Source organism: Anaerohalosphaeraceae bacterium (assembly GCA_035378985.1).
Lineage (GTDB): Bacteria > Planctomycetota > Phycisphaerae > Sedimentisphaerales > Anaerohalosphaeraceae > JAHDQI01.
Genome location: DAOSUR010000004.1, coordinates 55662 through 70991 on the forward strand (window position 1 = coordinate 55662; position 15330 = coordinate 70991).

At 55.4% G+C, this 15330-nt stretch carries 10 protein-coding genes and 2 tRNA genes; 8 read left to right on the top strand and 4 right to left on the bottom strand.

Annotation, left to right across the window (positions count from 1 at the left end; genetic code table 11):
* Window positions 1-17: 17 nt before the first annotated feature.
* The 5 genes from PKY88_04580 to PKY88_04600 all read left to right on the top strand — a co-directional run bounded on the left by PKY88_04580 (window position 18) and on the right by PKY88_04600 (window position 8103).
* Window positions 18-1271, top strand: coding sequence for an ABC transporter ATP-binding protein (locus PKY88_04580; protein ID HOQ04469.1), 1254 nt, complete (start codon window positions 18-20; stop codon window positions 1269-1271).
* Window positions 1261-2631, top strand: a complete 1371-nt coding sequence (locus PKY88_04585; protein HOQ04470.1) for a hypothetical protein — start codon at window positions 1261-1263, stop codon at window positions 2629-2631. The genes PKY88_04580 and PKY88_04585 overlap by 11 nt, the downstream gene beginning before the upstream one ends.
* Window positions 2632-2642: 11 nt before the next feature.
* Window positions 2643-4418, top strand: coding sequence for a hypothetical protein (locus PKY88_04590; protein HOQ04471.1), 1776 nt, complete (start codon window positions 2643-2645; stop codon window positions 4416-4418).
* A gap of 100 nt (window positions 4419-4518) precedes the next feature.
* Complete coding sequence (locus PKY88_04595) at window positions 4519-6666, top strand: 3'-5' exonuclease (GenBank protein HOQ04472.1); 2148 nt, start codon at window positions 4519-4521, stop codon at window positions 6664-6666.
* A gap of 27 nt (window positions 6667-6693) precedes the next feature.
* Window positions 6694-8103 carry a glucose-6-phosphate isomerase gene (locus PKY88_04600; protein ID HOQ04473.1) on the top strand — a complete coding sequence of 470 codons (1410 nt, stop codon included), beginning with the start codon at window positions 6694-6696 and terminating at the stop codon, window positions 8101-8103.
* A 58-nt stretch (window positions 8104-8161) separates the two neighbouring features.
* Here the strand turns inward: PKY88_04600 and PKY88_04605 are convergent.
* Window positions 8162-8234, bottom strand: a tRNA-Lys gene (locus PKY88_04605).
* Window positions 8235-8352: 118 nt separating this feature from the next.
* A tRNA-Thr gene (locus tag PKY88_04610) sits at window positions 8353-8424 on the bottom strand.
* Between the two features lie 243 nt (window positions 8425-8667).
* Here PKY88_04610 and PKY88_04615 point away from each other — a divergent pair.
* From PKY88_04615 to PKY88_04625, 3 genes are read left to right on the top strand one after another with little or no spacing between them, the layout of a single operon-like run.
* Window positions 8668-10779 carry an acetate--CoA ligase family protein gene (locus PKY88_04615; protein ID HOQ04474.1) on the top strand — a complete coding sequence of 704 codons (2112 nt, stop codon included), beginning with the start codon at window positions 8668-8670 and terminating at the stop codon, window positions 10777-10779.
* A 30-nt stretch (window positions 10780-10809) separates the two neighbouring features.
* On the top strand, window positions 10810-12675 hold the full coding sequence (locus PKY88_04620; protein ID HOQ04475.1) for a GNAT family N-acetyltransferase: 1866 nt from the start codon (window positions 10810-10812) through the stop codon (window positions 12673-12675).
* A gap of 50 nt (window positions 12676-12725) precedes the next feature.
* Window positions 12726-14129: a phospholipase D-like domain-containing protein gene (locus tag PKY88_04625; protein HOQ04476.1), complete on the top strand. Its 1404-nt coding sequence runs from the start codon at window positions 12726-12728 to the stop codon at window positions 14127-14129.
* Between the two features lie 3 nt (window positions 14130-14132).
* Here PKY88_04625 and PKY88_04630 read toward each other — a convergent pair whose 3' ends face one another.
* Complete coding sequence (locus PKY88_04630; protein HOQ04477.1) at window positions 14133-14678, bottom strand: hypothetical protein; 546 nt, start codon at window positions 14676-14678, stop codon at window positions 14133-14135.
* Window positions 14679-14682: 4 nt separating this feature from the next.
* Window positions 14683-15291 carry a sigma-70 family RNA polymerase sigma factor gene (locus PKY88_04635; GenBank protein HOQ04478.1) on the bottom strand — a complete coding sequence of 203 codons (609 nt, stop codon included), beginning with the start codon at window positions 15289-15291 and terminating at the stop codon, window positions 14683-14685.
* Window positions 15292-15330: the final 39 nt, after the last annotated feature.

Here is a 15330-nt window from a genome sequence, read left to right on the forward strand (position 1 = left end):
TCAGGTGCAATGGACTCATGGATTCTTCCGGTTCTTCCTATGCGATTGAAACGATCAATCTGACGAAAATCTTTCCGGATTGGTGGGGGCGTCCGAAGGTCAAGGCCGTTGTCGATTTAAATCTGAAGGTTCGTTACAACGAGATTTACGGTTTTCTGGGTCCCAACGGTTCGGGAAAGACCACGACCATCAAGATGCTGCTGAATCTGCTGCATCCGATGAAGGGGCACGCCTTTGTCCTGGGGGGCCGCAGCACCGACCCGGCGATTGCCGCCCGGATTGGATATCTTCCGGAGGAGTCCTATTTATACCGCTATCTGACGGCGCGGGAAACGCTGGATTTTTACGGGCGGATATTTGGCCTGCCGGCTCCCGTTCGCAAGAGCCGGATTGACACGCTTTTGGAGATGGTAGGGCTGGCGGGGCTTGGCAGTCGGCGCATCGGGACGTATTCGAAAGGGATGATGCGGCGGATTGGGCTGGCGCAGGCCCTGATTAACGACCCGGATTTGCTGATTCTGGATGAGCCGACGTCAGGAATGGACCCTATCGGGACCCGTCAGATTAAAGACTTGCTGCTGGAACTGGCGCGTCGGGGAAAAACGATTCTGCTTTGCAGTCATTTGCTGGCGGATGTGGAGGATGTCTGCGACCGGATTGGGATTATGTACGGGGGGAAAATGCAGGTGGAAGGGCCGGTTCGGAAACTTCTGCAGCATCGGGATGAGCTGCAGATTTTGACCGGGCCGCTGCCTCCGAAGGCCCGGGAGGAGATTGAATCCGTGGTTCGCCGTGAGGGTTCCTGGTGCAAGATTACCACTCCGGTGGACAAACTGGAGACTTTTTTTGTCAATATCATTACGAAGGCCCAGGAAACACAGCCGACCAGCGGAGCCAAGCCCGGGACAGGGATTCAGGGCTTCCTGGCCGCTCAGCCGGTGTCACCCTCTCGGGCTGTTCTGGAACAGCTGGTTGCCAAGAAGCCCCAGCCGGTTTCGGAAAGCAGTGCCGACCGTGCGAAAACCGAACCGACGGAAGCAGCACCGCCGCCTGCCCCCAAAAAAGAGCTTCTTGAACATCTGACGGAAAAGCCGGTTGAAAAGAGTGCATCAGAGGTCCAAACGGAGAAGCCATCAGAACCGCCTGCGGCACCTAAACCAGCGGTCCGTCAGGATATTCTGAAGAAACTTCTCGGAGGCCGAAAAGGGCCGGATGGTTCGACGGAACAGACCCGTCTTCCGGAGTCGGAGGAACGCCGGGATGCGGAATAGCTGGGTGATTGCCAAAAACACCATTGCTCAGGCCGTTCGAATGAAGGTTGCGGCAGCCGTGATTTTGCTGCTGCTTGTGCTTCTGCCGGCTATGAGCTGGATGCTGACGGGGGACGGGACCCTTTTGGGCAGACTCCAGAGTTTCTCCAGCTACAGCATCAGTCTGGTTGGATTTCTGCTTTCGGTGCTGACGATTGCCGTATCGTGTTATTCCCTCCACACCGATTTGCGGACACGAACGATTGATTTGGTGGTTACCAAACCGATTGTCCGCTATCAGATTGTCCTGGGGAAGTTTTTGGGGGCTGCGGGGCTGAATCTGTTTTTGCTGGCGGGGTTTTCGTGCATGATTTACGGATTGACGACGGCGATTCCGCGTTTTTCGAAGGCGCCGGAAGACCAGCTTGCCAAGGCTCAGACGGAGTTCTTTACGGCTCGCCGGGTCGTGGCTCCTCAGATGTCGGAGGAGGAAATTTCCAGGCGTGTGGAGGAACGAATTGAAACGCTGCGGAAAAACCGACAGCTGCCGGAGCTGCCGATGTCGGAGATTCGGGCGACCCTTTGGGAGCAGGAACGGATTGCTCAGAAGTCCGTGGAGGTGGCGGCTGTGAAGGAATGGGATTTTCAGACGGTTTTTCCGCCGAAGGACCCCAATTCCGTGTTGTTTGTCCGGTATAAGTTTCAGGCGACTCCGGAGCCGCCGAATCAGGAGGTTTTCGGGGAATGGAGGGTGGGGGATTTTCGGCAGTTTCGGACGGGTCTGCGGGAATATAAGACACCTGTTTACGGGGTGGAACGGTCGGAATCCGTCCGCACCCTGCATACCTTCACGGTCCCCGCGGATGCGGCGGCAGCGGATGGGGCGGTTACCGTCGGCTTTTTCAATTCGCCGGAACGGAATTTTTCCACGGTGATTTTTGACCAAATGGAGGTGCTCTATCAGGTCGGGGGATTTGGGGTAAACTTTTTCCGCGTTGTTCTGCTGATGGCGATTCGTCTGGTTTTTCTGGCGGCACTGGGGGTTTCGCTGAGCACGTGGCTGTCGTTTCCGGTGGCGGCTTTGTTCAGTTTGATGGTGTTTTTTGCGGGTTTGATTAACGGCTTTATTCTGGAATCCATCGAAGGGCTTGGGGCAGTTTTGGGGTTGGTGTACCGATTTACGATTCGGTGGTTTCTCTATGCGATTCCGCGTTTTGACGGGCCGTACAGCCCGACGGATTATTTGGTTTCCGGAGAGGTTCTTTCCTGGGCCTTTTTGGGGAAAGCGGTTCTGATTACGCTTGCTGTGCAAATGGTGCTTCTGCTGGTGATTGGAATCTGGATTTTCTCGAGGCGGGAAATCGCCAAAATTACGGTTTAATCGTCTTTCGAATGCGCTGGAAAAACAGACTCATCATTCTGGTTTGTGTTGTTGCGGCATCCGGGCTGCTGATTGCGGCTTGGCGGATGCAGCCGAAGATTCATCAAAAGCGTTCTGAGATGGGTCTGGTGCTGAATGACCCTTTGGAGAATGCTCCGCCATCTTTGGCTTTCGCCACAGTGGCGATGGGGGCCTTCCGCGGGCTGGTTGTAGATGTGCTTTGGATTCGGGCGGACCGGCTCAAGCAGGAGGGGAAATTTTTTGACGCCAAACAGCTGGCGGAATGGATTACCATTTTGCAGCCGCGGTTTGCGAAGGTCTGGGATTTTCACGCCTGGAATATGGCCTACAACATCTCGGTCGCGATTCCCAATACGCAATGTGCTCAACGCTGGCAATGGGTTCGCAACGGGTATGAACTGCTTCGGGACCGGGGAATTCCTCTGAATCCGCAGGATATTTCCCTGTATCGGTCTTTGGGGTGGATTTTTTGGCATAAGATAGGGGATAATCTGGACGATTGCCATCGATATTACAAGATGCAGCTCCTGATGGAAATGCGGCCGTTATTGGGTGAGCAGACGAATGAAGAGTTTGAGCGGCTGGCGGCGGCACCGAAGAACCTTTCTGAGATTTTGGCGGATCCGGATGTAGCACCGCTGATTGAATCGCTGTCGAAGGCCGATTCACGATTTCAAAAGACAGAGACGTTGGTGGATAATTTCCTGGCTCTGCGCCGCCAGCCGGGGCAGTTTCCTCGCGCCGCTTTTGAAGTGATTGATTCATTTCGCGATAAGCCCGGGCTTGCAAAGTTTGACACATTTGCCCGTGCATGGGTTCTGCGGAATACCTGGAAAATGGACCCGGAGCTGATGGTTCAGATTAACAGGCAGTACGGGCGGACATCCATTGATGACCCGAACGAGCAGCTTCCGATTAACTGGGAACATCCTGCAGCGCATGCGATTTACTGGGCGGTTCTGGGGCTTCGGAAAGCCTCTCGTCCGGAACAGTACCGGATTGATGAGAAGAACACGGACCGGATTGTTTTTCACAGCCTTCAGCAGCTGTATCGGAGCGGCAATCTGATTCTTTACACAGGTCCTGAGGGGGAGACGGCGCTGTTTATTCGTCCTGACCCCAAGATGTTTACGGCCTGCGACCAGATTTGGCGGACGATTATTGAGAAATATGAGAAGCTGGAAAAGGGCAATCCGAAAGCGGTTCGGGGGGGACATAAGAACTTTCTGGAAAATGCCCTGATGTCGATGTATCAGGCGGGACACGAGCGAAGAGCCCGGCAGATTTATCAGGAAGTCCGAAAACTTTATCCGAGAGATGATGCGGGGCAGATTCGAGAGGAGTACCTCAAGCCGTTTGAGGAGTTTGTCCAGTGGCATTTCCGTCAGGAAATGGAGGGGCTTGGCTTTGATGATGCGACGGAGGCCATTCTGTTCCGTTTGCAGGAGGCCTATTTTTACTATGCGATTCGGGAGGATGATGAGGCCTCCGCCCGGGAAAAACTGGCCCAGCAGATTTATGATTATTATATGGAAGAGTTGGGGAAAGAGGCCTCCCAGCGGCTGGGGCTTCCGCCGATGGACCTGATTCGGTACACGGCGTTTCGGGGATTTATGGAGGATCCGGAATATCCGCCGTCTTTCAAGATGAGCTTGCTGGGTCGGATTCAGATTGAGCGTCCGGACTTGTTTGAAAAACTTCAGCAGCAGGAACAATGGTTCCTTGAACAAATCCGTCAGTACCAGCAGCCGCAAAGCACTCCCTGATTGGAGGGGTGATTTTCCCACACCGCTCTTGCCTGAGAGAAGGTTTTGGCGTACACTGCGCATTTCGAAATGAAGAGCAGTCTGTGTTTGCGGGAAGAGAATGAATTCGGAGAGGATACTGGAAGGGTTGACGGAGTCGCAGCGGCGGGCGGTGCTGCATCGGGAAGGGCCTTTGCTGGTCTTGGCGGGGCCGGGCAGCGGCAAGACGCGGGTGATTACCTGCCGGATCGCGATGCTGATTCACGGCGGGGTGCGTCCGTCACAGATTTGTGCGATTACGTTTACCAACAAAGCGGCCCAGGAAATGCGTCAGCGTGTGCTGTCGATGGGTGTGCCGGCGGGCAGCCATCTGAGCACCTTTCATTCGCTGTGTGTGCGGATACTGCGCCGGTACGGACAGGCGGCGGGAATCGAGCCGACCTTCAGCATTTATGACGAATCCGACCAGCTTCGCTGTATGAAGGAAGCGGTGGCGGCCTGTCAGATTTCCTCGTCAAATTTCTCCCCGTCGCGGATGCTGTCCATCATTTCCCGGCTGAAGAACGACCTGGAGGATGAGGAGGCGTTTGCGGCCCGTGTGAATGACTTTTTCGGGCAGACGGTCGCTTCGATTTATCGAAAATATCAGGAGATTCTGCGGCGCAATCAGGCCCTCGATTTTGACGATTTGCTGGTGCAGACAGCCCTGCTGATGCGGAATTTTCCTGCGATTCGTCAGGAGCTGTCCGACCGGTTTCGGTATCTGCTGATTGATGAGTATCAGGATACCAACCACGCCCAGTATCAGATAGCCCGGGGACTGGCCGCTGCACATGGAAATATCTGTGTGACAGGAGACCCGGACCAGTCGATTTACCGCTGGCGCGGGGCGGATATCGGCAACATCCTGGCGTTTGAGCGGGACTGGCCGAATGCGGCGGTGATCAAACTGGAGGAAAATTTCCGTTCGACGCCGAATATTCTGCGGCGGGCGGACCGGCTGATTGCGGGCAACAAGAAACGCAAGGCCAAAACGCTGATTCCGACGCGGCCGGAAGGGGAGGATGTGGTGATTCGGGTCTGCGAGGATGAACAGGATGAGGCGGAGCAGGTGGCCGCGGATGTTTCCGGTCTGCTCAATCAGGGGGTCAATCCGCAGGAAATTGCGGTGTTTTACCGAGTGAATGCGATGAGCCGCTCCGTGGAGGAGGCGTTTATCCGCCGGCGGATTCCCTATCAGGTGGTGCGGGGGGTGGAGTTTTATGCCCGAAAGGAAGTGAAGGATTTTCTCAGTTATCTGAAACTGATTGTCAACCCGTCGGATGATGTGGCGTTTGTGCGGGCGGTTTCCACGCACAGCCGCGGAATCGGGGACAAGACGATTGAGCGTCTGCAGGAGTATGCCTCCCGGAATCGTCTGCCGCTTTTGGCGGCGGCCGGACAGGCCGGACGGATTGAAACGATTGCCTCCGGCACCCGCAAACGGCTGATGGAGTTTGCCGCTCTTTTTGAGCGGTTTCGGAAAGAATTGGACGAGGAGGCGTCGGAGATTATGAACCTTGTGTTCACGGAAAGCGGTCTGTCGGAGGCGTTTGAGGAGGCCGGAGATGAGGAAGCGATTGAGAATATCAACGAGCTGATTAATGCGGCGGCCGAGTATGACCGCACGGCGGAGAATCCTTCGCTGGCTGATTTTCTCCAGAGCATCGCCCTGTACAGCGATACGGATGCGTTTGACCCGAATGCCGGACGAGTGTCCCTGATGACGCTGCATGCCGCCAAGGGGCTGGAGTTTTCCTGCGTGTTTATCATCGGTCTGGAGGAAGGGATGCTGCCGCATGAGCGTTCGCTGGAAGGCGGACCCGATGAGATGGAGGAGGAGCGGCGGCTGTTTTTTGTCGGGATGACGCGGGCCAAGGACCGGCTGACCATCAGTTACGCCCGCCATCGGCTTTTGCGGGGGCAGTTTCTGCGGTCGGTCCCCTCGCCGTTTCTTTACGAAATCGGGTTTGCCGGTGAAACGCAGGTTCGAGACCGAACGGAGGACTGGGAAGGACATTTCGGCCTGTCCAAAGAGCCGAAATGCCGACTGGAAAAAACAGGGCCGAAGTTTGCCGTCAATGAACGGGTGGAGCATTCCAAGTTCGGTCGGGGCAGCGTGAAGGAATTTCTGGACCTGGGCGAGGACAGCATCGTTGTGGTGCGTTTTGATTCGGGAACGACCAAATCTCTAATGCTCAAATATGCGTCTCTGGTGAAAGTTCAGTAAACTGTATGTTGTTTAAGGGAATGAACTGTGAGTGCGAAGAATATCCATTTTTACTACAAGAATGTTTGTGAAGAAATTTTGGGGCCTGAACACGGGATTACCTCCGGTCAGTTTGCTGACCTGGCGAAGAAGACAACTCCGCTGATTGAGCGGCTCAACCAGGAACGCAAAAGCGGCAAGATACCCTATCGGGACCTGCCGTATCATTCCCGGTATCCAAAGGAGGTCAAGGAGCTGGCGGCCCGGCTTCAGCAGGAATGCGAAAACTTTGTGGTATTGGGAATCGGCGGCTCGGCACTGGGGAATATTGCCCTGCAGACGGCGCTGAACCCGTATCTGTACAATCTGGATTCCAAACAGCGCAAAGGGCCGCGTCTGTTTGTGTTTGACAATGTGGACCCGGTTCAGTTCGGCAGCTTTCTGGACTGGATTGGAGACCAGCTGAATAAGACCGTCTTTAACGTCATCAGCAAATCCGGTCAGACGGCGGAGACGGCGGCGCAGTTTCTTGTGATTCGGCAGATGCTTCTGGAGCGGCTGGGGCCGGAGGGGTACAAAAAGCAAATCGTGGCCACGACCGACCCGAAGAAGGGAACGCTGCGGGCCATTACGGACAAGGCCGGCTTTCGCGCGCTGGAGGTGCCGGACGGCGTGGGCGGGCGGTTCAGCGTGCTCAGTCCGGTCGGCCTTTTGAGTGCGGCGGTTTGCGGAATTGATATTGAGGCGCTCTTGGAGGGGGCCCGTCAGATGGATGAGCGGGTCAGCCGCACGGACTTTTTCGCGAATCCGGCGGCCCTGAATGCGGCAATTCAGTGGCATTATTACCAAAGAGGCAAGCGGATTTCGGTGATGATGCCGTACTGCCATGCCCTCAAGGACCTTTCGGACTGGTATCGTCAGCTTTGGGCGGAAAGTCTGGGCAAGAAGACGGATTTGGACGGCAGGGCGGTTTTTGTAGGGCCGACTCCGGTCAATGCTCTGGGGACGACAGACCAGCACAGCCAGGTGCAGCTGTACCGGGAAGGGCCGAATGATAAGGTCTTCACGTTTCTGCAGGTCAGGCAGTTTAAGCGGGACGTGGTGATGGGGGATTGTCCGCCGGAGGCACCGGAGCTGGGGTACTTGGCTCGAGCCAGTATGGCCAAATTGCTGAACAGCGAGAAATTGGCGACGGAATATGCACTGATACAGGACAAGAGGCCGTGTTTAACAGTAATTTTCGATTCGGTATGTCCCGAAACAGTCGGGCAGTTTTTCTATCTTTATGAAGTGACGACTTCGCTGGCCGGCATGCTTTTCCATATTAACGCCTATGACCAGCCCGCCGTGGAGTTGGGCAAAGAGGCCACGTTTGCGCTGATGGGACGCGCGGGATACGAAGAGATGGCCAAAAAGATTCGGCCGTTCCAGGAGACGGACAGCCGGTATCTTGTGTAAGAAACCGACAAGCAGAAAGGCCTTGCAAGTGTTTACCTTGCAAGGCCTTATGCCTAAATGGGCGATGCAGGATTCGAACCTGCGACCCGCTGATTAAGAGTCAGCTGCTCTACCAGCTGAGCTAATCGCCCTTCGTTAAAGGTTCCGTACTTTAGCAGGGGGTTGGGTGTCCTGCAAGCGTAAATTTCCTCCGACTGCGTGAGAAGCCCTTTCCGAAGTCGGACGATTTGTACTTGTGCTCCCTCCCGAAGCCGAAGATGGGATTTGAACCCACAACCCCGGCTTTACGAAAGCCGTGCTCTACCGTTGAGCTACTTCGGCGGTATAGAAAAACATCTTATAACCGTTTTGATTGGAAAAAGCAAGCATTTCAAGACGAGATTTCCCGGCCGAAACGATTCCAATCCAAAGCGGGGAAATCCCTTTACAGATTTTGGAAGTCGGATTATAACTACGGGGCGAAATTGAGAAAAAGAATTCCGGAACGTTCTGATTCCGGAGCAAAGGCGGAGAAAGGGCCGACAACGGTTTGAGCAAGACTCCCCTTTTGAAGGGTAATCGTCCATGACGGGTTTGGAGCGTTTTTTTGAGCCCCGTTCTATAGCTATCGTGGGGGCATCGAGGAAACCGGGCAAGGTGGGCTATGAGCTGTTTGCCGCAATGCAGAAAGCGGGGTATCCCGGGGCTCTCTATCCCGTCAATCCCAATGCTTCGGAAATCGGGGGGCTGCCGTGTTATCCGACCTTGAAGGCCATCGGTTCGGTTCCGGATTTGGTGGTGGTGGCGGTGGCGGCCAAACTGGTCCCGCAGGTCATCAAGGAATGTGCGGAAATCGGGGTTCAGGCGGTTATTATCATTTCGTCCGGATTTAAGGAAACAGGGCCGGAGGGGGCTCGTCTGGAGCAGGAGATTCTTCAAACGGCTCGGGCCGCCGGCATCCGCATCATTGGGCCCAACTGCATCGGGATTATGGTGCCGTCCAGGAAAATCAATGCCAGTTTCGGCGGGGAGTTGCCGGAGCCGGGCAATGTGGCCTATTTTTCTCAGTCCGGCTCTCTGCTGGCGGCATTTGTCGATATGGCTCGAAACTGGGGGATGGGGTTCAGCAAACTGGTAAGCATCGGCAACAAGGCGGATGTGGATGAATTGACGCTGATTCGGGCGCTGGGGGATGACCCGGAGACGGCGGTGATTGCGGGCTATCTGGAGACGATTTCAGACGGGGATGCGTTCATCAAGCAGGCCGAGCGGATCAGCCGGCGCAAGCCGATTCTGCTTTTGAAAGCCGGTTTTACGGAGGCCGGGGCTCGGGCGGCTTCGTCGCATACGGGGCGTCTGGCGGAGGCGGAAACGGCGTATGAGTGTGTGTTTGAACGGGCAGGGGTGATTCGCTGTGAGTCGATTAAGCATCAGTTTTACTATGCGCAGGCGTTTGCGTATGAACCCTGTCCAGCCGGACCGCGGGTGGCGGTGATAGCCAATGCAGGCGGGGCGGGAATTATGGCGACCGACGCCATCGAGCGGGAGAAACTGCAGCTGGCGGTTTTTACAGAGCAGACGATGCGGATTCTCGAACAGTCGCAGCAGATGGCTCGGGCGGCCAACATCCGCAATCCGATTGACCTGTTGGGCGATGCGCTGGAGGACCGGTACGAGTTTGCTTTGCGGACGGTGCTGGATGATCCGAATGTGGACAGTGCCCTGGTGCTGCTCAGTCCGCATGCGATGACGGCGTGTGTGGCGACGGCGGAGGCGATTGTGCGTGTGACTCGCGAAAAGCCGGGCAAACCGGTTCTGGCTTGTTTTTTGGGAGCCAGCCGGGTCGCTGAGGCGCTGAAGGTTCTTCGGGACGGGCATATTCCCCAGTACGACTGTCCGGAAAGTGCCGTTCGCACGCTCAAAGTCATGACGCAGTATCATGCCTGGCGGAATCGGCCGAAACGGGTCGTGAAACTGTTTAATGTGAACCGCCGGAAGGTGGAGCGGATTATTGAGCGGCATCTGCGGCTGGGCCAGATGGAAGTGGGGGAGATGGAAACCAAGGAAGTGCTGGAGGCGTACGGGTTTGTTACGCCGGCCGGCGGAATCGCTACAACGCCGGAGCAGGCCGCCGGTATTGCCAGGCAAATCGGTTTTCCGGTGGTTCTGAAGGTCTGGTCGCCGGATATCATTCACAAAACAGAGGTCGGCGGGGTCAAAACCAACATCACCAGCGAGCAGGAGGTGATGGATGTCTTTGATTTGATGATGTACCGCATCCCGAAAAAGGCCCCGCATGCCCATATTCTCGGAATCAGCGTTGAGCAGATGTGCAATACAGGCAAGGAGGTGATTTTGGGGATGACGCGGGACCCGCGTTTTGGTCCGCTGATGATGTTTGGGATGGGCGGCAAGCTGGTGGAGGTGCTGGAGGATGTGGCGTTTTATCCGGCGCCGCTGACGGCGGAGGAGGCCAAAGAGATGCTGGTCCGCACCAAGACGTATGATATCCTGCGGGGCGCCCGGGGCGAGGAGGGGGTGGATATTGATGCGATTGCAGAGGCCCTGCAGCGTCTGAGCCAGCTGGTGACGGAGTTTCCCCAAATCAAGGAAATGGACATCAACCCGTTCGTGGTCGGCAAAGAGGGGGTCACGCCGATTGCGGTGGATGCAATGATGACCCTCGAAAAACGCTGAAATCCGCCTGAAGTTTTTGGAGGTCTTCTGATGATGTCGTCCTTTGACTGGAAGCAGAAATATGCGAATCGGGTCTGCACGGCCCGTGAGGCGATGAAGCTGATTAAGCCGGGAGACCGGATTTTTATCGGGACCGGCTGCGGGCAGCCGCAGCACCTTGTGCAGGCCCTGGTGGAATACGGCGACCATATTTACGATGCCCACATCATTCACCTGCTGACGATGGGGGCGGCGCCCTATGTGGAGCCCAAATTCCGCGAGAAGTTCAAGATGAACTCCTTTTTCATTGCGGAGAATGTGCGCGGGGCGATGGAGGAGGGCGTGGGGGATTATACGCCGATTTTTCTTTCAGATATTCCCCGCCAGTTTGAAAGCGGCGGGATTCCGCTGGATGTGGCGCTGATTTCCGTGACGGAGCCGGATGTCAACGGGCTGTGCAGTCTGGGGGTGTCGGTGGATATTGTCAAGTCAGCGGCGGCCAATGCCAAATATGTGATTGCCCAGGTCAATCGGTATATGCCGCGCACCCTCGGAAACAGTTTTATTCATGTCAACTCGATTGATGCAATGGTGCCGTATGATGAGCCGATTATCACGGTGGAGCCGCCGACGAGCAATGAGGTGCTGCGGAGAATCGGGCAGAATCTGAGCCGGCTGATTGAAGACGGCAGCACGATTGAATGCGGCATCGGACGAATTCCCCAGGCGATGGCGGAGTTTCTCCACGACAAGAAGGAGCTGGGCGTTCATACGGAGATGTTCGGGGACTGGATTATCGAGCTGATTGAATGCGGTGCGGTGACCTGTTCGAAAAAGACCATCAACAACGGACGGGTGGTGGCCAGTTTCTGTATGGGCTCTCAGCGGCTTTACGACTATATCAACAACAATCCGTTTTTTGAGTTTCATCCGACGGAATATGTCAATGACCCGTTTGTGATTGCGCAGCACGACAAGATGGTCGGGATTAATGTCGGCCTGGAGATTGATTTGACCGGTCAGGTTTGCGCGGACTCGCTGGGATATCGGTTTTACAGCGGCATCGGCGGTCAGGTGGATTTTATTCGGGGATGCGCCCGCAGCCGCGGCGGCAAGCCGATTATTGCGATGCCCTCCACCGCCAAAGACGATACGGTTTCCCGCATTGTGCCGGCGCTGACGGAAGGGGCGGGAGTCGTGACCACGCGGGGAGATGTGCATTATGTAGTGACCGAATACGGGATTGCCTACCTGCACGGAAAAAGCATCCGGGAGCGGGCTCTGGCCCTGATCAATATCGCCCATCCGAAATTCCGCAAAGAGCTGATTCAGGCGGCCAAGGCCCGCAAATACATTTCGCCGGACCAGATTGAGATTGAATGGGACAAGGTCCGGTATCCTCAGGAACTGGAAAAGTATGAGACGCTCAAGGACGGAACCGAAATCTTTCTGCGTCCGGTCAAGCCGACTGATGAGAGTGCTTTGTCGGAGATGCTGTATTCGCTCAGTCCGGATTCTGTGAAGAAGCGGTATTTCACCCATACGAAAACGTTTCCTCATAAGGATGTTCAGAAACTGACCAATGTGGATTATGAGCAGAATCTGGCGATTGTAGGGGTGGTGCCGGGACCGGAGGGGCAGGAGGAGATTGTGGCGATAGCCCAGTATTTTCTGGACCCCAAGACAATGACGGCTGAAGTGGCATTTATTGTACAGGACGAATGGCAGGATAAGGGGATGGGCTCTCTGCTTTTGGAATATCTGGTTCAAATTGCCCGCCAGCGCGGCGTAAAAAGTTTTTATGCAACGGTGCTGCCGATTAACAAGGCGATGCTGACGATTTTTTACAATTCCGGTTATAAAATTCATACGAAGTTTGACGGAGAGGCCTACAGCATCACCTTTGAGATTCAGTGAACGGTCTGTCTGCTGTCCTCGGAGGTTTTGAGAAAGGAGCTGCGGAGATTATGACAGACATCCTGCATGCCTTTTGGGCCTGGCTTCTGACGAATATCGTTGCGATCGCCGGGTTTCTGCTGGGTGTTTTGCTGGTGGCGTATATTCTTCTGCAGAGGCGGTCTTTTTCCGGAACGATTGCCTGGCTTTTGGCGGTGGTTCTGATTCCGTATATCGGGGTGCCGCTTTATCTGATATTCGGAGGGCGAAAACTCCGCCGGGAGGCCGGAAAGAAAGATGAGCTGGGGCTGATTCAGCAGAAGGGCGAAGAGCGGGATTTGGGGCCGATTGAGCGGCTGCTCCGTTCCTATGGGCATCCGCCGGCGGAGGGTGGGCACAATCTGGTGCTGTGCCGGACGGGGGAAGAGACGTATCTGGAACTGATGAAGATGCTTCATTCCGCCCAGGAATCCATCTATTTGGCCACCTTTATTTTTCGAAAGGACAAACGCGGAATTGAAGTGCTGGAGGTGCTTTCCGAGAAGGCCCGGGCGGGTGTGCGGGTGTGTCTGCTTCTGGATGGGGTAGGATGTCTTCATACACGGGGACGATTTCTCCGTCCCCTCCTCGAATCCGGCGGTCAGTATGCTCATTTTATGCCGGTCTTTCATCGTCCGTTTCGAGGCCGGGCAAACCTTCGCAATCATCGGAAAATTGTTGTCGTGGATGAAAAGAAGGTTTTGTCGGGAGGGACAAATATCGGCCGGGAATATATGGGGCCTGTGCCGTATGAAGGCCGGTGGCGGGATTTGGCGTTTACGCTGGAAGGGCCGGCTGTGCGGCATTATACGCAGGTTTTCCGCTATGACTGGTATTTTGCCAGCGGTCAGCAGCTCCCGGAAATCCGTCCGGAGCGATTGGCCGATAAGGGAAGCGGACAGGCGGTCGTGCAGGTTGTCCCGAGCGGGCCGGATGTGCCCAATGATGCCCTGTACGATGCAATTCTGACGGCGGTTTATGCGGCCCAGGAGCGGTTCTGGGTGGTTACGCCGTATTTTGTGCCGGATGATTCTCTCACGCAGGCGCTGGTGCTGGCGGCACGGCGGGGCATCGATGTGCGGATTATTCTGCCTCGCCGGTCCAATCACCCTCTGGCGGATTGGGGGCGGGGGATTCCGCTTCGGGAGATTCAGCAGGCGGGGGGAAAGGTCCTTTTCTTTACACCGGGGATGCTGCACGCCAAGGTGATGCTGATGGACCGTCAGATGGCGATCCTCGGGTCGGCTAATATCGACTACCGGAGTTTGCTGATTAATTATGAGATTGTAATGTGTGTGTACAGTCCGGCGGAGATTGAGGCGGTTGAAACCTGGATTCGGATGCTGTTCGGCGGCTGTCAGGAGGGAATCGCACAGGCCGGTCTGGGGCGTCATTTGTGCGAGAGCATTGTCCGTACCCTGACTCCGCTGCTGTAGCGGTCAGGGCAGTTCCGGCCCCCACGGGGGCTGCGGCAGGCAGGCGGAGACAAATCGAACCGCCGTCTGCATATCTTTGGCAAGATTGTCTATTTCTATTTCGAACGGCTGCTGAAGCGAGTCGGCGAGCAGCTGATTTTGGATTGTATAAAGGTCAGAAGTCAGTGCACGCTGAAACGGGTTGAGTTCCTTCGGAACATTCATGGGGGCAGGGCGATTGAGATTCCGGAGCAGCCCAAAGAGTGCGGCCAGAAGCAGCACAGCGGCGGCAGCAGTCAGGGGCCGCAATAGCCGATGTGTTTGCGGCTGGACAAGAACCGTCTGCGATTCCCTGCGGATTTTGGAGAGGATCTTTCCTTCAAGAGCGGAGGTATCCGCAACGGGCCGGTCCGGCATTTCCCGTCGGAGTTTTGCTTCTACTTGAAGCAGACTTTCATAATAGAGCCGACAGGATGGGCATCGTTCCAGATGCCTGACGGCTCCGGCGGACAGGGGGGCTTTCTTATCCAATGAACGGTTTATCTGTTTTTTAATGATGCTGCAATACATGGTTTTACTCCTTTTCCGCATACGCGAAACCTTTGGAGTTGGGGTAAAGGACAGCAAAATCCCTGCCGGTTTCTTTCCGGCGCAGTATCTCGGCCAGTCGGCGTCTGGCCCGGTGCAGCATGACGCGGGTATTCAGCCGGCTTTTGCGAAGAATTTGGGCAATTTGTTCTGTAGAGAGATCTTCTTTGTATTTGAGCCACAGGAGGGTGTATTGTTCCGCCGGGAGCTCCCGTGCCCAGTGCCAGATGTTTTCCGAATCGGGATTCTGCAAATCTGAAGAAGCGTTTTCGACGGATAAGGACTGGAAAGAGCCGGTGGTTGGAATTTTCTTTTTTCGAAGAAAGGAGACGGTTTCGTGATAGGCGATGGAAAACAGCCAGGTTTTCAGAGAACTTTGACCGTCGAAAGAATCCCGCGAGCGGAAGGCCTTCAGAAATGTTTCCTGGCAGATGTCTTCTGCATCAGCCGAACAGCGAACCCGACTGCAGATAAACCGCATCAGGGGAATGGTGTATTCCTGCACAATCTTCTCAAAGGCAAGGGCTGCCTTTTCGTTGTTCAAGTTGTCTTGTTGGAAGGGTTTTTCCTTGTACACGGTTTTGGGCCGTCCCATTCTTTCTGTTTGTATGAACAAACAATTTGAAATGAACGT